This is a genomic window from Brevibacillus schisleri (assembly GCF_055685845.1).
Genome location: NZ_JBVNDM010000001.1, coordinates 1,583,648 through 1,600,462, shown reverse-complemented (window position 1 = coordinate 1,600,462; position 16,815 = coordinate 1,583,648). Strand labels below are relative to the sequence as shown.

The window sequence follows — 16,815 nt, the reverse complement described above, 5'->3', positions numbered from 1 at the left end:
CACGTCATTTCCGTGTTTGGACGGGGTGCTCTGTTATTCCCCAGCAGCCTCCAGATTTTTAAACTGGTTGTAAAACAATTGATAGTAGGTACCTTTTTGCTCAATAAGTTCATCGTGACTGCCTTTTTCCACGATCTCTCCCCGATCCACGACCATAATCGTGTCGGCATCCCGAATGGTATTAAGCCTGTGTGCAATCACAAAGCTCGTACGCCCATCCATAATGGTGAGGAGCGCATCCTGGATATTCAGCTCTGTCCGTGTGTCGATGCTGCTTGTCGCCTCATCGAGTATGAGCAGCGAGGGCTTGGCGAGTATGACGCGGGCAATCGCCAAAAGCTGGCGTTGTCCCTGACTCAGGTTGCCCCCATTTTCCGTCAGCATCGTGTCATAACGCATTGGAAGCCGATTGATGAACACACCTGCATTTGCCATTTTCGCAGCGGCTACTACCTCCGTATCTGTCGCATCTGGCTTGCCGTACATAATATTTTCCTTGATCGTACCAGAGAACAAGTACGTATCCTGCAAAACAAAACCAAAGCTGCGCCGCAAGCTGTCCCGCGAATACTCTCGAATGTCTTTTCCGTCCAAATAAATCGTACCCGAGGTCACGTCATAAAACCGCGTGAGCAAATTCACAATGGTGGTCTTGCCTGCACCCGTCGGTCCGACTAACGCGATGGTACTCCCCGCCTGTGCCTCGAAGCTGATATTTTTCAAAATCAGTTGATCTGGACGATAGCCAAAGCTGACCTGATCGAAAACAACGTGACCCTTCGGCTGTGCAAGCACAGTGGCACCCGGAGAATCCACTGGCTCCTCTTGTTCATCCAATACCTCAAACACCCGCTCCGCCCCAGCAACACCGGATTGAAGCACATTGAAAATATTCGCGAGGTCATTCAGCGGACGGACAAACTGGCGGGAATAACTGAGAAAACTCGCAATCACACCTACTGTGATCAATCCTTTGACAGCGAGAATGCCTCCTACAATCGCCACCATGGCAAAACCGAGGTTGTTAATCACGTTCATGATCGGCATGAGAAAGCCAGTCCATACCTGTGCCTTCATCCCGACCTTGCAGAGCCGGTCATTGATCGTCGTAAAGTCCTCAATGGCTTTTTGCTCATAATTGAAGGCCTGCACTACCTGTATGCCTGAAATCGTCTCTTCAATGTGTCCGTTAAGCTTGCCTAGCTCCATCTGCTGATTTTTGAACAGTACGCTCGTTCGTTTCGCAATCGTGCGTGTGAGCAGGAACACGAGTGGCACCGTGATCAGGCATGCGAGTGTCAGGATCGGAGACAAGACGAGCATCATCACCAGCGAACCGAGGAGCACGATCCCTCCTGACATCAATTGCGTTGTGGATTGGGAAATGGAGCTGCTGACGTTGTCGATATCATTCGTGAGCCTGCTCATCAACTCCCCGTGCGTTCGCGAATCGAAATAAGCAATTGGCAGCTTTTGCAGCTTGTCAAAAAGGGCTTGCCTCAAGTTCGAGACGATCCGTTGCGAGATGCCTGCCATCAACCAGCTTTGCAAAAACGTCAGTGCCCCATCGAAGATATACGAGCCGAGCAAAGCAAGAATGAGGATAGACAAAAAGCTAAGAGCTTCCTCGCCACCTGTCATCGCATCAATCGACTTTCCGATCAAATAAGGCGCAGACAGCATGAGTAGTGCATCGACAAATACAATGGCGAATACGATCGGCAGCAGCTTCTTTTCTTTGCCAAAAGCTAACCAGAGTCTTTTTAGCGTACCCGAAAAATTCTTGGGCTTACTCACTGGACCTCTGGCAGCACCATGTCCAAAGCCTCGGCCAGGTCTCGGTGAAAAGACAGGTTGTTGTTGCTTCTGTTGACTCACCTTACTTCACCTCCCGGCCGATTTGTGACTGAAAGATTTCCTGATAGACCTGACAAGAGGTCATCAATTCGTCATGCGTACCGATGCCAGCGACTTCTCCATTGTCTAGCACGATGATTTTGTCCGCATCCATAACGGAGGTTATTCTCTGTGCAATCAAAATGCAGGTAAGACCAGCCGCATAGGCTCGAAGCGCATCCTTAATCTTCCCTTCTGTTGCCACATCTACCGCGCTTGTACTGTCATCGAGAATGAGGATTTCCGGCTTTTTCACCAAGGCCCTGGCTATGGAAATACGCTGCTTCTGTCCTCCAGAGAAGTTAACTCCTCCCTGCCCTACGCGTGTCTCATAGCCTTCAGGAGTGGCGGAGATGAACTCGTGAGCCTGCGCCATACGTGCCGCTTGCTCGACCTCCTCGTGGGTCGCCTCTGCCTTGCCCCAACGAATGTTTTCCATCACCGTACCTGTGAACAGCATAGTTTTTTGCGGCACAATCGCCATTTTTTCGCGCAATCGCTTCGGTTCGATATCGCGTACATCGATGCCATCTACTCGAATCGTGCCTTCCGTTACATCATAAAACCGTGGAATCAAACCAACCAAACTGCTTTTTCCAGAGCCTGTCGACCCGATAATCCCGACTGTCTCCCCCGGCAGACAAGTAAACGAAATCTGCTTGAGTACTGGCTGACCGCCTTCCTCATCATACGAGAAGCTGACCTTTTCGAAGTCGATGCGTCCCTTTTTACCTGGAAGCTCGTGCGATTGTTCCTCCTTCCAGCTCATTTGGTTTATCTCCGCAAATACTTCTCCGATGCGTCCTGCCGATGCTTTGGCCCGCACAAACATGTTAAATACCAAGGAAATCATCATGAGTGAAAACAGGATTTGCGTCATGTAGTTCGTAAACGCGATGATATGACCGACCTCGATGCTTCCTTGTTCTACGCCAAGCCCCCCAAGCCAGAGGACCGCGACAATTCCGAGATTCATCGTCAGCATGATCGCTGGACTGAAGATGGACATCACCCGCGTAGCCGAGACCGATTTGGACTGCAGCTCTTCGTTTGCCCGTGTAAACTTGCCACGCTCAAAATCAAAGCGATTGAATGCCTTAACGACTCGTACCCCAGATAAATACTCACGCATCGCACCGTTCACTCGGTCAAGCGCCTGCTGTACCTTCAGGAAAAACGGAAAACCGATTTTCATATTCAAGAAAATAAACAGACCCACAATGGGCACGACAACGGCGAGAATCACCGCCAAATCCACGTTCAATTGGGTTGCCATAAACAACCCGCCAATGCACATCAACGGCGCTTTGACGAATATTCGCATCATGCCGTTTACAAACATCTGCACTTGATTGACGTCATTAGTCAAACGTGTAACGAGTGAGGCTCTATCGAACTTGTTCAAGTTTTCAAAGGATAAGGACTGCACTTTGGAAAACAAATCTGCGCGCAGCTGCGCACCAAAGTTTTGCGACACGTATGTCGCCAGCACATTGCGGATCGATGCCGCGACTGCCCCCAACGCCGTAACGAGCAGCATTAGCCCGCCTGTCTTGAGCACGTAATCCATATCCCGGTTTCCGATACCCGTATCGATAATGTGAGACAGAATCGTCGGCTGCAATAGATCACATACCGCCTCCAACGCTAAGAAAAACATGGAAATCAAGGCGACTACGCCATATTTTTTTATGTATTTATTGTAGAAGCGCATCCGTTCACCCCATCTGTGTTCTTTACGTACAAGATAACGCTTAGCTAGCGATATGTCACGAGAGATTGTCAAAATGAAAGTGTGGGAATTACAGGTTTTTCCTATTATCATCGTCGAAATGATAGGTGATAGATTTTTGGTCGAATGGGAGATGATCGGATGGCTCAATCACTGTTAAAAGGCATGGAAGGGGTTTTTATACCTGTGAAGGACCCGGGTGCGTCTGCAAAATGGTATGAAGAAAAGCTTGGGTGCAGACCTTTGTTTGTAGAAGAGGAAGCGGTCACGATGCGGATTTCCGATGAATCAAGCACGGTAATCTGTCTCGTGCGCGTAGAGAACCATCAGCCGATGACATTTCCGGAAAATCAATTTGATGTAGGCAAATACTATAATTTTCTTCCCGCGGACAATGAGGCAGCACATCAGCTGTTAACAGATTGGGATGTGCCAGTATTGAATGAAAAAAAGGGCAAAAAGCTGGAATCCCTTTACCGATCCCATGCTTTTTGCCCTCAGTTCGTTTCCTTCGTCTCTTATTCCTGTGGAACAGCGCCTTGATCCATATGCAAGAACTCCCACAGATGGCCGTCCAAATCTTGAAAGCTCCACCCGTACATGAAGCCATGGTCAACCGGGTCTTTCGATGGAGTTGCGCCCGCAGCAAATGCTTTGTTTACGATCTCATCGACCTGCGCTCTGCTGTCCGCAGACAACGCGACAATGACCTCGGTACTTCTGGTTGCATCCGTCAGCTCTTTTTTCGTAAACGTTTGGAAAAACTCTTCGACGAGCAGCATAGCAAAAATGTTTTCGCCGATCACCATGCATGCTGCATTTTGATCCGTAAATTGCGGGTTAAATTCATAGCCGATCGCCGTAAAGAAGTCGATCGATTTGTTGAGGTCCTTCACCGGTAAATTAACGAAAATTTGTTTGGATTGCAATGCCATGTGTACTTCCTCCTCGGGGTTGTTTTTCCTTGATGTCTATATCCTAGCATTTCGGATTATCCGAGGCTTCTTATGGATTGCTATTTTGCCATGTAGCCGGATTCTCCATCAGCTTGTAGACCAATCGGAGCGGACGATAGGTGATGTATACGCTAGTCGCGTCTTCCAGTGACATTGCTTTGCTTTTGTTAGGAAGCGGTTTAGAATCCTCTGCATACGGAGGAATGATTCCGATCACCTGTTTCCTGTCCACATCAAAATGAACCGTATAGCCCCCCATATGATGACCTGATGTTTCATTTCTTCATACAAAGAAGCTCCTCCTTCTCTTGCTGTCGGCTGATCGACTACTTTCCTATGCGAAAATTTTCTTGGATACCCATTAGTGTCTTGAGCAGGAAAAAGGTTACAGCAGAATGTTTGAAAATGTTCAGGAATGCAACAGCGACGGATGGATCGGGTAGCCTATAATTTACATGAGTCCTGCTACTTTCCTGATAACACAAGAAGTAAGAACGGAGTGACCTGTATGTATAAACGGCTACTAGCTGTCCCGATTGCCGCTTTGCTTCTCATCCTGGCAGCCTGCGGAAATGGTGGACAATCTGGCGATTCAGCGGCAGCGAAACCGACCAGATCGATCACTTACTTAGGCAACACTTATACAATTCCGGCCAGAACCAAAGACATTGTTTTCGTTGGCTTCCCTGCTTCGTATGAAGATTCTTTCTTGCTGGGAATCCCGCCCGTCGCTGCTACGGTAGATAAAAACGGAAAGTTTCCGGCGGAATATCAAGCCATGATCAGAAATGCCAAGCAGCTCCCCTATCATATAACAGAGAACCTAGGTGAGCTGGTTGCCCTCGAACCTGACGTCATCATGACAACTGACAAGACCTCCAAGGAAGACTTGGCCAAATTGCAAACCGCTGCATCCGTCATTCCCGTCTCCACGAACGGAGCTCATTGGCAAGAAAACTTGCGTTTGCTCGCTGATGTTCGTGGAAGAGATGACAATTTGGATACCTTTATAGGGAAAGTGAAGCAAAATGCACAGGAACTCCGCGACAAGCTTGCTCCACTCCCGGAAAAGAAAGTGCTGACGCTGTGGTTCCAAGAAGGCTCCTTCTACGCCTATCCAAAGGATGAACGGTACAATCACCTGTTATATACGGACTTGGCCCTGCCTGTCCCAGATGTCGTCGTGAATATGAAGGAGCGTACCGCACTCTCTATGGATGCTTTGGCAAAAGAAGATCCCAACTACTTGTTTGTGATGGTTAACAAAGAAGACCAGCCCGCTTTCAAGCAGTTGCAAGAGCAGCCTGCATGGAAAAATCTACGTGCAGTCAAAGCCGATCAAATGTACGTGAATGCAGTTGAACCAGGATTAGCTGGTGGTACGGCCTACAGCAACCAACAGTTTTTAAATGCGATTCGAAAACAGATGCTAAAGATGAGTGAATAAAAAGATGGGCTTTGCTCATACTATACTCATCGAGCTCGGTGGTGTGTTTTCAATCAGGCTGTAGACCTTTACGGAGGCGATGTGCCATGGATGATTTACACGATCACCTAGTGAGTAAGGGAAACCGTACACTGCTTTAAGCTTCTAACTTCATACTGGAGGTAGATGCGTCGCACGTGATGATCGGTAGCACCTCAAAACTAACGAGCTCGATATATGCCGTCTCCTTTATGGGGGCGGTTTTTATTTCTTTTAAAACCCGTTTGTCGGGCGGTAGTGGTGGGGAGGAAACAGGAGAAAACGCTCAGCTTCTTGTCCCACCCGCTGGGTGATTCACTGCCCGGCTCCATGAAAAAAAGCGAAACCCGCGTCCAAAGTCGTCCATTCAGGAAGTATCTCAGAGGTGGACGCTAAAAGCTTGTTTCTCTTTTTTTCATTGCACCTCGGTCGGTGTCCCAAAGATTTTCGCTTATTTCTCCTGTTTCCTCTACGAGCATTCCGTGTTAAACGAGTTTTAAAAGCCTTAAAAGATGGAAGAATGTGTTCAGTTCCGACAGAGAAGAATATTTCCAGACGTAGCGACTTGTGGAGTCCTACCAAGCGGAGAAGGGATTTGCGGGCAACAGAAACGCAACCGTGCTCGTACTTCGAAGCGGCTACCACTTTTGCGTTTCCCCGCAAATCCCTTCGGAGCGGACAGTCTCAACCCTCAGCAGGACGGAGCCTGGAGCCTAGACTGGAAATATTCTTCTCTCCCCCGCCGCCACATTTATGTACATATTGAAATTAAAAATGGCACTTCATAGGAAGCGCCTAAGATAAAATTACTTAATCGATTCTATTACTTCTAACAAATCTGCCTCATTGATTGGAGGCAGCTCATCCGCCTTAGTTATATTTTCAAATTCAGCGTTTGACTGATTGGACCTTAAGCCTTCCGAACTGGTCATTTTAAATAATTGATTAGGTGTGTTTGGAATATAAGTATATTTCTTCAATTCGTCATCATATTCGCCACTCAAAAATAATAGATATTCACCTTTTTCTAACTCGTGATAGTCCGCGTCAACTACGTTAGCAAGCTCTTTATTGTCGCCTAAATCTAGACCTATAAGACGATAAAGTTCGATGCTTTCACCTTCCGTTATCTTGGCGTCAGAAAGGTTACTATATAATTTATCCACTTGCACTTCGTATACGTTATAAACAACAGTACCCACTTTTTCTTGCCTAAACTCAGATGGTACTTTTCCTTTTATGATTACATTAGCTTTTTTGACTATTTCTTCAGTAGAGTTGAATGTTCTAGATAGAGCAACGCTATGAGAGTTTTAATGGTTGAATTCTTTATACATCAGTGCAGAACCAACACCAGCAATTACTGCTGTCACAGACACAATAGCAATCAGTTTTTTCAATGTTCACACATCCTTTCCATAATTAGTTGTTGTCGTAGAGACCTCTAAGTTCTTTTTTGTCATACTTTGTAGGACCGTGGATATCCCAGTCAAATACATCGTTGTTATCCATTATGGAATCTACACTAGTATCTTCAGGATGAGCAAGACCAAGTGTATGACCGAATTCATGAGTCATAGTTTTTATCGTGTCATCCGTGTCAAGATCGTCACACATAGACCTTACAATTATTATGTTGGCTGACGCATATGGAGATCGATTCATCCTGCCTCTATCATCATATGGTATTCCAAGTCCATATGTACCAAGCCTATAAAGCTCCTTTTCGACTCTTGAATCTGGGTGTTGTACAGAAATATAACCAGTTTCATTAGTGTCTGCTGGCGAAAGGTTGATATTACTGATTGCGTTCCACTGGTCAGCAGCAGACCAAAGTAAATCCGAGTATTTTTCATCTAAATTGATATCTTCATATGTAACATCATAGATGTCCCATTCTCCTCCGAGATAGTCAGCAAATGCACTTGTTGTAAAGAATGAAAGCGAAGCAACGACAGTGAATAAGCCAGCAGCAACTTTTGTCCTTTTACGTGACATAAAATATCCTCCTGATCAAGAAAATTTTAACATCAAACTATATGACAGAAATAAAATTGTAAATATCTGTTTTAATTGAATGGGATAATAAGTTACTAATTATCTGTTTACTTTGATGCATTCGACCAGCTTTAAAATTGAAGATTGCATGCAGTTACGCCAGTATTTCCAGACGTAGCGACTTGTGGAGTCCTACCGAGCGGAGAAGGGATTTGCGGGGAAAAGAAACGCAACCGTGCCCGTGCTTCGAAGCGGCCACCACTTTTGCGTTTCCCCGCAAATCCCTTCGGAGCGGACAGTCTCAACCCTCAGCAGGACGGAGCCTGAAGCTTAGACTGGAAATATTCTTCTCTTCACCGCAGCCACATAAAAAAGACCTCTGTTCTTACACAAAGGTCTTCTCCATTAAAAACATTATTCACCTAAATCAACGTTATGGTACACCTGCTGCACATCGTCCAAGTCTTCCAAAGCATCGATCAGCTTTTCGAATTGCGCTTGTACGTCTTCTGTCAGCGTTACTTCGTTTTGTGGTAGCATGGTCAGTTCAGCTACGGTAAACTCTGAAACGCCACCGTTTTTGAGTGCTTCTTGTACAGCATGGAACTGTTCTGCATCTGCGTAAACGATGACAGCACCGTCTTCTTCCAAAATGTCGCGCACGTCTACGTCCGCTTCCATCAAGATTTCCAGCACTTCATCAGAGGATTTGCCTTCCAAACCAAATACCGCTGTTGGGTCAAACATATAAGCTACCGAACCGGATACGCCCATGTTACCGCCGTTTTTGTTGAAAGCGGCACGCACTTCAGGAGCTGTGCGGTTTACGTTGTTGGTCAGTGCATCCACGATGATCATGGAACCGTTTGGCCCAAAGCCTTCATAGCGCAGATCGCTAAACGTTTCATCAGAGCCGCCCTTTGCTTTATCAATCGCGCGGTCGATAATTGCTTTCGGTACGCTGTACGTTTTAGCACGCTCCAGGACGACCTTCAGAGCACGGTTGGACTCTGGGTCCGGCTCGCCTTGCTTTGCCGCCACGTAAATTTCCTTTCCGAACTTCGCGTAAATACGACTGGTGCTCGCGTCCTTAGAAGCTTTCTTTTCTTTAATATTGTTCCACTTACGACCCATAATCCCACTCTCTTTCAATATGACAGATTAAAAATGAATACTCCGGATTCCTTTTAGACACTAGCCTATTATACCTCAATCTGATGAAAGATGTTAAGCAGTGGAAGAATTTAAAAGCACAGCCCTGATTAGAGAGAGCTGTGCTTTGCTTTTACGAAGCTTATTTCTTGGTCAATCCTTCATAAATCGTCTTGATATTCCATTCCATCATTTTGATGTACGTATCGCCATCTTCTCCGGGCTTTCCGAGTGAGTCCGTAAATACTTTCCCGACAATCGGTACACCTGTTTCATTCGATACCATCTCCATGCTGCGTGGATCGATACTCGTCTCTACGAACAGAGCCGGGATTTTTTTCGCACGGATTGTATCGACCACCTGTGTGACCTGCTCTGGTGTTCCTTGGTTCTCTGAGTTGATTTCCCAAATGTATGCCGCTTCAAAATCGTACGCTTCGCTGAAATATTTGAACGCTCCCTCGCTCGTCACAAGCAAACGCTGTTCTTTCGGAATCTGATTGTACTGCTTAACCGCTTCCTCGTGTAGCGCAGTCAGCTGTTCGATGTACTTCTTGGCGTTTTGCTCATACGTTTCCTTGTGGGCTGGGTCCACCTTGATCAAGGCATTTTTTGCATTCTCCGCATACTTGATGCCATTGCGTACATCTAGCCAAGCGTGCGGGTCTTCTTCGCTCTCTTTGCCTTTGGTCGTCAAGTGCTTAGCAGCTACGCCTTCACTGAGACGGAACACGGGTGCATCCGGACCTGTTTTGCCTGCTGTGGTCATTAGCTTATCGAACCAGGAGTTACCTGCTTCCAAATTCAGTCCGTTGTAGAAAACCGCATCTGCATCCGTCGTTTTTTGCACGTCAGCAGGCAATGGGTCATATTCATGCGGATTGGAGCCAATCGGAGCGAGGCTATGGATCTCTACTCGATCTCCCCCAACATTTTTCACGATGTCATACAGAATCGAATACGTGGTTACGACCTGCAACTTGTCACTCCCTGATTTCGTAGGCTCGTTCGCACTTTGCGGAGCACCACACGCTGCCATTAATACGGTTGCTAGTAGAAAAACGAAAAACAGATTCCACTTCTTCATGACGATAATTCTCCTTTACTTTAAGAGCTCGATTCGTTTTTGCCGAGCTCGGATTGATTTCCATACCACCCCGTGTTTTCGGGAGAAGAGAAAGGCCAGGAAGAAGAGCACGGTTGCAACCACGACAATCGTGGCACCAGAGGCCAAATTATAGGTAAAGCTAAAATAAAGGCCGATAACCGAAGACAGCATCCCAAAACCGCCAGCCAACAAGATCATGATCGACAAACGGTCCGTCAAAAGATAAGCGGTAGCAGCCGGTGTAATCAACATAGCGACGACGAGCACGATTCCCACGGTTTGCAAGGAAGCAACAGTTACCATCGTCAGCAATGTCATAAGCAAGTAATGAATGAGGTTGTTACGCAAGCCGTAGGCAGCTGCAATGGTCGGATCGAACGAAGTCAGTAACAGTTCTTTGAAAAAAGCGTAGACTGTCACGATGACGATAACCCCGATGCCAACCGTCACCCACATGTCTGACGAACGCACAGCCAATACATTCCCGAATAAAATGTGATACAGATCGGTACTGCTTTTCAGCATCGTAACCATGATGATTCCGATTGCAAAAGCGGACGTGAACAAAATTCCAATCGCCGTGTCGTTCTTGATGCGGCTATTTTGGCTCACGTAGCCAATTCCAACAGCGGTGAGCACACCCGTTAAAACAGCGCCCACGAAGAAATTGATCCCAAAAGCATAGGAGAGAGCCACCCCAGGCAAAACAGCGTGCGAGATGGCATCCCCCATCAAGGACATTCCGCGTAAGATGATAAAGCTACCGATGACGCCGCAGATTAACCCAACCACTACAGATGTAAACAATGCTTTTTGCAAAAACTCATACTGTCCAATTGCCATCAAGAAGTCCATTATGCAAGCACCTCGGTCTTTTCGAGAAATGGTAGTTGATAGGAATATGCTCTCGACATGACTTCTCGATTCAGCACTTCATCGACCGTACCGAACTTGATCAATTCTTTGTTCATGAGAAGAAGCTGATCAAAATACGCATATGCTTTGGACAAGTCATGATGGACGACGACAATTGTTTTGTCCTGAAATTGCAGCTCTTTCAAGATGCGAATGATGGTGTCCTCACTCGCCACATCAATCCCCACAAACGGCTCGTCCAGAAGCAGCAGCTCCGGTTTTTGTGCAAGTGCCCTTGCCAGGAAGACACGCTGTTGCTGTCCACCGGAAAGCTCCCCAATCTGTCTGTCGCGGAAATCCTCTAGTCCTACTCTTCTCAAGCATTCCAGCGCCCACGCTTTTTCCTTTTTTTTCGGAAATTTGAATAGTCCGACGCTTGGATAGGTTCCGATCAGTACGGTGTCCATGACGGTGATCGGAAACGTCCAATCAATCATGCTCCGCTGTGGTACATAGGCGATTTTCTTCCGGAATTCATTTGTTTCTTTCCCAAAAATCCGCACATTCCCTTTATCTCTCGGAATGAGTTCCAAAAGCGCTTTGATCAGGGTTGACTTCCCTGCCCCGTTTGGACCGATGATTCCAACCATACTCCCTACTTCAATATCAAAAGAAACATCCCGAACAACTTCGTTCCCAAAGTAGGAGACATGCAAGCCCCTTACCGCGATAGCAGATTCCATGATTCTTCCCTCCAAGATAATAGCCCGTTATATGATCCCGCCCAAAAACTGATGGTGAAACGGGTAAATCCCACATGCACATATGCCTACACACAACAATGTAGTCTCGTACCAATAATATTAACCTAAACAAACTAATATGCATTCGTATAAAAAAGTTGCCTTAATGCAAAATTAAATGATTTCCATTCTCATGTCAATATATTCTTTTTTCTGAAATACAAAAAAAGTGCAGCCCTTGTTTAAAAGAGCAAACACTTCCAAAATGTTCCTATCTCGTTCATATCCAAAAGCTTTTTTTCTATAAAAATAAATAAACATATGTTAAATCGCTATAGTTATGTTAATATGAAAATTATCTGTTTGATAAAAATCTAAAAATTGAAAACTAACTAAAAATAGAGAGGTGGATCGTATGCAGGATCAAAAATTAGAGAGAGGTCTGAAAAACAGACACGTACAACTTATCGCGATCGGCGGAGCAATCGGAACAGGATTATTTTTGGGCGCAGGAAAATCGATTCATTTGGCCGGCCCATCCATCTTATTTGCTTACTTGATTACAGGCATCATCTGCTTTTTAATCATGCGCTCACTCGGGGAGCTCCTCTTGAGCAATTTGAACTACCATTCTTTTGTGGATTTCGTCAAAGACTATTTGGGGAATATGGCCGCATTTGTCACGGGCTGGACTTACTGGTTTTGCTGGATTTCCATCGCCATGGCCGACCTGACAGCTGTTGGTCTGTATACGCAATTTTGGTTTCCAGAAATACCGCAGTGGATGCCAGGCTTAATCGCCCTCGTGATTTTGTTAATCATGAACCTGGCGACAGTGAAGCTTTTTGGAGAAATGGAATTTTGGTTCGCGCTGGTTAAGGTCATCGCGATTCTCACCTTGATTTTTGTCGGCATTTTCATGATCATCAAGGGCTTTTCTACGAATGCTGGTGCGTCCAGCTTCACGAATCTCTGGAGTCATGGCGGTATGTTCCCGAACGGCTTCAATGGGTTCCTTCTCTCCTTTCAGATGGTCGTGTTCGCATTTGTTGGAATCGAGCTCGTCGGGCTGACAGCCGGTGAAACAGAAGACCCAAAACGAGTCATTCCAAAAGCGATTAACCAAATCCCGATTCGGATTTTGATTTTCTACGTTGGCGCACTCATCGTCATCATGAGCATTTATCCTTGGAACGCGATCAACCCGTTGGAGAGTCCGTTTGTGCAGGTCTTCGCAGCGATTGGCATTGCAGCCGCTGCCGGTATCGTCAACTTTGTCGTACTGACATCTGCCGCTTCTGCATGTAATAGCGCCATTTTCAGTACAAGCCGTATGGTCTACTCCCTTGCCAAAGAAAAGAATGCACCTGTGCCCCTTACCAAACTGACTGCCAACAAGGTTCCGGCAAATGCACTATTCTTTTCGACGGTTGTTATCCTTATCGCCGTTGTCTTGAATTACGTCATGCCAGAAGGCGTATTTACTCTGATCACTAGCGTTTCGACCGTTTGCTTTATCTTTATTTGGGGAATTACCGTCATCTGTCATTTGAAATATCGCAAAACGAGACCAGATTTAGCAAAAGCGAATTCGTTTAAAATGCCGCTCTATCCGTTTGCCAACTACCTGATCCTGGCATTCCTGGCCTTCATTCTGGTCGTGCTGGCACTCGCGGAAGATACACGAGTCGCCTTGTTCATCACACCTGTGTGGTTTATTTTACTCGTTGCGATTTACAAACTGCGGAAAACAAAGACAAATGAAATAGAGGTAGCAGAACACTAAGAGCGCCTCCTGTTTTCACTTTCAACAACGGTGAAAATGGGAGGTGCTTTATTTTGGTATGTCCCCGTAATGTTCCCCTTCAAATACCCCTTCAATCACAAGCCCCTTCTTGCATTTTAGGTAGTACATAAACGGAAAATAGGAGACGCAGCCAAACAAGACTGCACCCACCCCATACAGCAGCGGTACAGAAAGCAACTGCAAAGTTCCCGCTAGCCATCCTTTAACCTGCATGCTGAAGAGCAGTGCTTCCGAAGTGCTCAACTGTCCCATTACGAGTAATAATAAAAAACGGAAGGCCCCATCCAAAATCCCAATTGAAACCCCAGCGCCCACGCACAGCTTTAGGTAGGACGATATTTTGAGGTATTTGACTTTTACTCTCGTCATCCACTACACCCTCATTTTTAAAATTTTTTCTAAAAGAAAACTAGCTTCCTTCCTCCTCGATGTGTACTATATGTAAAAAACCAAATTCAGCATGAGGTGATAGTAAACATGACACAGCAGCATCCGTCCTTTGCAAGACCTCCACTCGCAGATTGCATTCCTGATCTCGTTGCCTTTTCCAGAGGGGAGAAAAAAGCGACCCTCTTCATCCATAACGGCACTCTCGTCAATGTTCTCTCCGGTGAAATCTTGCCGAATATGTCCATCGCTGTCGTTGGCACCCGTATCGCCTATGTCGGTCCTTTTGTGGAAGGAATGACGGATGAATCCACCACAATCATCGATGCAAAAGGAAAGTATATGGCACCAGGACTGTTAGACGGGCACTGTCATATCGAAAGCAGCATGCTGTCCGTGACGCAGTTCGCCCATGCGGTACTGCCGCTCGGAACGACAGGCGGTTTTTTCGACGCGCATGAGATCTCGAATGTTCTCGGACTACCTGGTTTGCGAATCATGCTGGATGAGGCGAGACAAACCCCGATGGCTGCTTACATGCAGGTTGCTTCCTGCGTCCCTTCTACAGATGCTTCTTTTGAAACGGCTGGGGCAGAATTCGGACCAGCGGAGGTCGCGGAAGCATTGAGCTGGGGACCCGATATGATCGCACTCGGAGAAGTTATGAATTTCCCTGGTGTCGTGTACGGAGACCCGAAAATGATTGGAGAGATTCAAGCTACACTGCGGGCAGGAAAAGTAGTGGATGGTCACTATACATGGCCGTCAAGTGATCCACGTCTGGCTGCTTATGCAGCTGCGGGTGTAACCGGCGACCATGAGTGCGTGACCAGCGAAGATGTCGCACAGCGTGTACGCCTCGGCATGTATGCCAAAATGCGCCGCGGTTCTGCCTGGCACGATGTTGCAGCAACGATCAAAGCACACACCGAACAGGGCATTGACTCCCGCCGGATGATGCTCGTGTCCGATGACCGCATCTGTGATTCGTTGAAAGAAGAAGGTCATATGAACTTCATCGTCAGACATGCGATCTCGCAAGGAGTCAAGCCTGTGACTGCCTTCCAGATGGCGACCATCAATACAGCAGAACGATTCGGTGTCGCACGAGATGTAGGCTCGATCGCACCGGGTATCATCGCCGATATCATTTTGCTCGACGGGAATCTGGCTGATGTAAATGTCGTGACGACGATCGCACGCGGTGAAGTAGTGGCGGAAAACGGTGAAATGACGCTCGAACTTTCTCCGTTCCCTTACCCTGAGTTTGCCATCAACTCTGTGAAAATCAAGGCTGAGCTCACTCCTTCTGACTTCATTATCAAGACTCCCGTTCCGTCCGGGACGATCAAGACACGCGTCGCAGTTGTCCGCGAAAATCACGTAGAGACAGACGAAGTGTTTGTCGATGTGGCTGTCGCAAATAGTGAGCTACAGATTACACCCGAGAGTACCTTGTGCAAGATGGCTGTTTTCGAACGCCATGGGAAAACAGGCGGCTCTGGCATCGGGATTGTCGGCAATGTCGGATTTAACCAGCCAGCAGCGATTGCCATGACTGTCGCCCATGACTGCCATAACGTGCTTGTCATTGGAAACGACGATGAGCGGATGGCACAAGCGGCCAATGCTGTGATCAGCATGCAAGGTGGTATCGCTGTCGTGACTGGAGACGGCGAAATGGTGGAGCTTCCGCTGCGTTTAGCTGGACTGATGTCGACCGAGCCTTATGAAACAGTTGTGCAGCAGTCCATGGAGATTAGCCAAGCTTTGGTGAATGCTGGCTGCACAATGAACTACGCCTTTATGACATTGTCTTTGCTTGCTCTGGTCGTCATACCGACGTTGCACATATCGGATACAGGCTTGATTCGCATTTCAGATGCGGGATTTGAGCGAGTATCACTGTTTGTGGAATAACGATGACATCCCCTCTTTTGCAAATGTGCAGGAGAGGGTTTTCTCTTTTCGCTACCCTATTCTTCGACCAACTGAACCACTTTGCATAATTGATAGAAATAGAAAACCCCACGCATTTGTACGAGATTCATCTGATCCAGATAGCACAGCGTTTCCAAAGCGATGTTTCGCGCCTCTTTTACATCCTCTTCATTCATGTTCGCGATGGCTTCCTTCAGCTCCACAACCGATAAGGAATAGACAGCAGGTCGCAGCGTGCGTAGCAGCATAATCTTGCGGATTTGCGAGCGATTGAAGAGACGGTAGCCATTTTTCTCATCGCGGGAAGTCGTAATGAGTCCTACCTTTTCCCAGTGGCGGATGGTTGAGCTCGGCAGAGAAGTCATGGTTGCTACCTCCCCAATCGTCATCCATTCGCCGTTTCCAGCTTCCTCACCCTTTCCAGCTGGACCGTCTTCAAGCATCGCCAAATTTCGTTCCGCTAACTGCTTATCCCTCTGCAAATTAGCCTGCACCTCATTCACAAGCCACAGAGCAGCCTGCAACTGTTTATCCTGGATCAGCCGCATCACCTGCGCCGTCACATCCATCCCAAAGCCAGGAGACATGGCTTGAATACAAGTAAAATAGGCGACGTGTTCCTCCGTATACTTCCGGTAGCCGCTCGCTGACCGCTCTACAGGCGGAACCAGCCCATGTGCTTCATAATTGCGCAAGGCGCTCGTGCTCAGCTTCAGCCTACGTGCAATATCAATAGGGCGTATGGCAGACAGCCCCCTTCCCGATTTTCTTCCAT

The 16,815-nt window shown here is 47.0% G+C and carries 16 protein-coding genes; 4 read left to right on the top strand and 12 right to left on the bottom strand.

Annotation, left to right across the window (positions count from 1 at the left end; translation table 11 throughout):
• Positions 1-33 precede the first annotated feature (33 nt).
• Positions 34-1,878 (bottom strand): ABC transporter ATP-binding protein, encoded by a 1,845-nt coding sequence (locus ACUUHJ_RS08095; protein WP_472298635.1) that lies wholly within the window; start codon positions 1,876-1,878, stop codon positions 34-36.
• A 1-nt stretch (position 1,879) separates the two neighbouring features.
• Positions 1,880-3,610: an ABC transporter ATP-binding protein gene (locus ACUUHJ_RS08090; RefSeq protein ID WP_472298634.1), complete on the bottom strand. Its 1,731-nt coding sequence runs from the start codon at positions 3,608-3,610 to the stop codon at positions 1,880-1,882.
• Between the two features lie 159 nt (positions 3,611-3,769).
• Here ACUUHJ_RS08090 and ACUUHJ_RS08085 point away from each other — a divergent pair, with 159 nt between their 5' ends.
• Entirely contained in the window at positions 3,770-4,171 is a 402-nt protein-coding gene (locus ACUUHJ_RS08085) for a VOC family protein (protein ID WP_472298633.1), read from the top strand.
• On the opposite strand, the gene ACUUHJ_RS08080 is transcribed toward ACUUHJ_RS08085, so the two are convergent.
• Together ACUUHJ_RS08080 and ACUUHJ_RS08075 are read right to left on the bottom strand one after the other, a co-directional pair.
• Positions 4,147-4,563, bottom strand: a complete 417-nt coding sequence (locus tag ACUUHJ_RS08080) for a VOC family protein (protein ID WP_016741012.1) — start codon at positions 4,561-4,563, stop codon at positions 4,147-4,149. The genes ACUUHJ_RS08085 and ACUUHJ_RS08080 overlap by 25 nt on opposite strands.
• Positions 4,564-4,633: 70 nt before the next feature.
• Positions 4,634-4,843 (bottom strand): hypothetical protein, encoded by a 210-nt coding sequence (locus ACUUHJ_RS08075; protein WP_472298632.1) that lies wholly within the window; start codon positions 4,841-4,843, stop codon positions 4,634-4,636.
• A gap of 249 nt (positions 4,844-5,092) precedes the next feature.
• Here ACUUHJ_RS08075 and ACUUHJ_RS08070 point away from each other — a divergent pair, with 249 nt between their 5' ends.
• Positions 5,093-6,031 (top strand): ABC transporter substrate-binding protein, encoded by a 939-nt coding sequence (locus ACUUHJ_RS08070; protein WP_472298631.1) that lies wholly within the window; start codon positions 5,093-5,095, stop codon positions 6,029-6,031.
• An 824-nt stretch (positions 6,032-6,855) separates the two neighbouring features.
• Here ACUUHJ_RS08070 and ACUUHJ_RS08065 read toward each other — a convergent pair.
• The 6 genes from ACUUHJ_RS08065 to ACUUHJ_RS08040 form a co-directional block, all read right to left on the bottom strand.
• A complete protein-coding gene (locus ACUUHJ_RS08065) occupies positions 6,856-7,251 on the bottom strand; it encodes a hypothetical protein (protein WP_472298630.1) in 396 nt (131 codons plus the stop codon).
• Between the two features lie 220 nt (positions 7,252-7,471).
• A complete protein-coding gene (locus ACUUHJ_RS08060) occupies positions 7,472-8,047 on the bottom strand; it encodes a zinc metalloprotease (RefSeq protein WP_472298629.1) in 576 nt (191 codons plus the stop codon).
• Between the two features lie 414 nt (positions 8,048-8,461).
• Positions 8,462-9,181: a YebC/PmpR family DNA-binding transcriptional regulator gene (locus tag ACUUHJ_RS08055; protein WP_087344937.1), complete on the bottom strand. Its 720-nt coding sequence runs from the start codon at positions 9,179-9,181 to the stop codon at positions 8,462-8,464.
• Positions 9,182-9,341: 160 nt separating this feature from the next.
• Positions 9,342-10,286, bottom strand: coding sequence for a metal ABC transporter substrate-binding protein (locus tag ACUUHJ_RS08050; protein ID WP_472298628.1), 945 nt, complete (start codon positions 10,284-10,286; stop codon positions 9,342-9,344).
• Positions 10,287-10,301: 15 nt separating this feature from the next.
• Positions 10,302-11,162 (bottom strand): metal ABC transporter permease, encoded by an 861-nt coding sequence (locus tag ACUUHJ_RS08045; RefSeq protein WP_142495419.1) that lies wholly within the window; start codon positions 11,160-11,162, stop codon positions 10,302-10,304.
• Positions 11,162-11,905 (bottom strand): metal ABC transporter ATP-binding protein, encoded by a 744-nt coding sequence (locus ACUUHJ_RS08040; protein WP_289676790.1) that lies wholly within the window; start codon positions 11,903-11,905, stop codon positions 11,162-11,164. The genes ACUUHJ_RS08045 and ACUUHJ_RS08040 overlap by 1 nt, the downstream gene beginning before the upstream one ends.
• Positions 11,906-12,320: 415 nt before the next feature.
• On the opposite strand from ACUUHJ_RS08040, the gene ACUUHJ_RS08035 reads away from it, so the two are divergent.
• Entirely contained in the window at positions 12,321-13,691 is a 1,371-nt protein-coding gene (locus ACUUHJ_RS08035; RefSeq protein WP_289676789.1) for an amino acid permease, read from the top strand.
• Positions 13,692-13,739: 48 nt separating this feature from the next.
• Here ACUUHJ_RS08035 and ACUUHJ_RS08030 read toward each other — a convergent pair whose 3' ends face one another.
• Complete coding sequence (locus ACUUHJ_RS08030; RefSeq protein ID WP_472298627.1) at positions 13,740-14,081, bottom strand: hypothetical protein; 342 nt, start codon at positions 14,079-14,081, stop codon at positions 13,740-13,742.
• Positions 14,082-14,189: 108 nt separating this feature from the next.
• Here ACUUHJ_RS08030 and ACUUHJ_RS08025 point away from each other — a divergent pair, with 108 nt between their 5' ends.
• On the top strand, positions 14,190-16,019 hold the full coding sequence (locus ACUUHJ_RS08025; protein WP_472298626.1) for an adenine deaminase: 1,830 nt from the start codon (positions 14,190-14,192) through the stop codon (positions 16,017-16,019).
• Between the two features lie 56 nt (positions 16,020-16,075).
• On the opposite strand, the gene ACUUHJ_RS08020 is transcribed toward ACUUHJ_RS08025, so the two are convergent.
• Entirely contained in the window at positions 16,076-16,783 is a 708-nt protein-coding gene (locus tag ACUUHJ_RS08020) for a MerR family DNA-binding transcriptional regulator (protein WP_289678051.1), read from the bottom strand.
• Between the last annotated feature and the right edge of the window lie 32 nt (positions 16,784-16,815).

Coding starts and splice junctions, on each gene's coding strand:
- ACUUHJ_RS08090 (WP_472298634.1), bottom strand. CDS start 3,610: ATGCGCTTCTACAATAAATACATAAAAAAATATGGCGTAGTCGCCTTG.
- ACUUHJ_RS08085 (WP_472298633.1), top strand. CDS start 3,770: ATGGCTCAATCACTGTTAAAAGGCATGGAAGGGGTTTTTATACCTGTG.
- ACUUHJ_RS08080 (WP_016741012.1), bottom strand. CDS start 4,563: ATGGCATTGCAATCCAAACAAATTTTCGTTAATTTACCGGTGAAGGAC.
- ACUUHJ_RS08075 (WP_472298632.1), bottom strand. CDS start 4,843: ATGGGGGGCTATACGGTTCATTTTGATGTGGACAGGAAACAGGTGATC.
- ACUUHJ_RS08070 (WP_472298631.1), top strand. CDS start 5,093: ATGTATAAACGGCTACTAGCTGTCCCGATTGCCGCTTTGCTTCTCATC.
- ACUUHJ_RS08060 (WP_472298629.1), bottom strand. CDS start 8,047: ATGTCACGTAAAAGGACAAAAGTTGCTGCTGGCTTATTCACTGTCGTT.
- ACUUHJ_RS08055 (WP_087344937.1), bottom strand. CDS start 9,181: ATGGGTCGTAAGTGGAACAATATTAAAGAAAAGAAAGCTTCTAAGGAC.
- ACUUHJ_RS08050 (WP_472298628.1), bottom strand. CDS start 10,286: ATGAAGAAGTGGAATCTGTTTTTCGTTTTTCTACTAGCAACCGTATTA.
- ACUUHJ_RS08045 (WP_142495419.1), bottom strand. CDS start 11,162: ATGGACTTCTTGATGGCAATTGGACAGTATGAGTTTTTGCAAAAAGCA.
- ACUUHJ_RS08040 (WP_289676790.1), bottom strand. CDS start 11,905: ATGGAATCTGCTATCGCGGTAAGGGGCTTGCATGTCTCCTACTTTGGG.
- ACUUHJ_RS08035 (WP_289676789.1), top strand. CDS start 12,321: ATGCAGGATCAAAAATTAGAGAGAGGTCTGAAAAACAGACACGTACAA.
- ACUUHJ_RS08030 (WP_472298627.1), bottom strand. CDS start 14,081: ATGACGAGAGTAAAAGTCAAATACCTCAAAATATCGTCCTACCTAAAG.
- ACUUHJ_RS08025 (WP_472298626.1), top strand. CDS start 14,190: ATGACACAGCAGCATCCGTCCTTTGCAAGACCTCCACTCGCAGATTGC.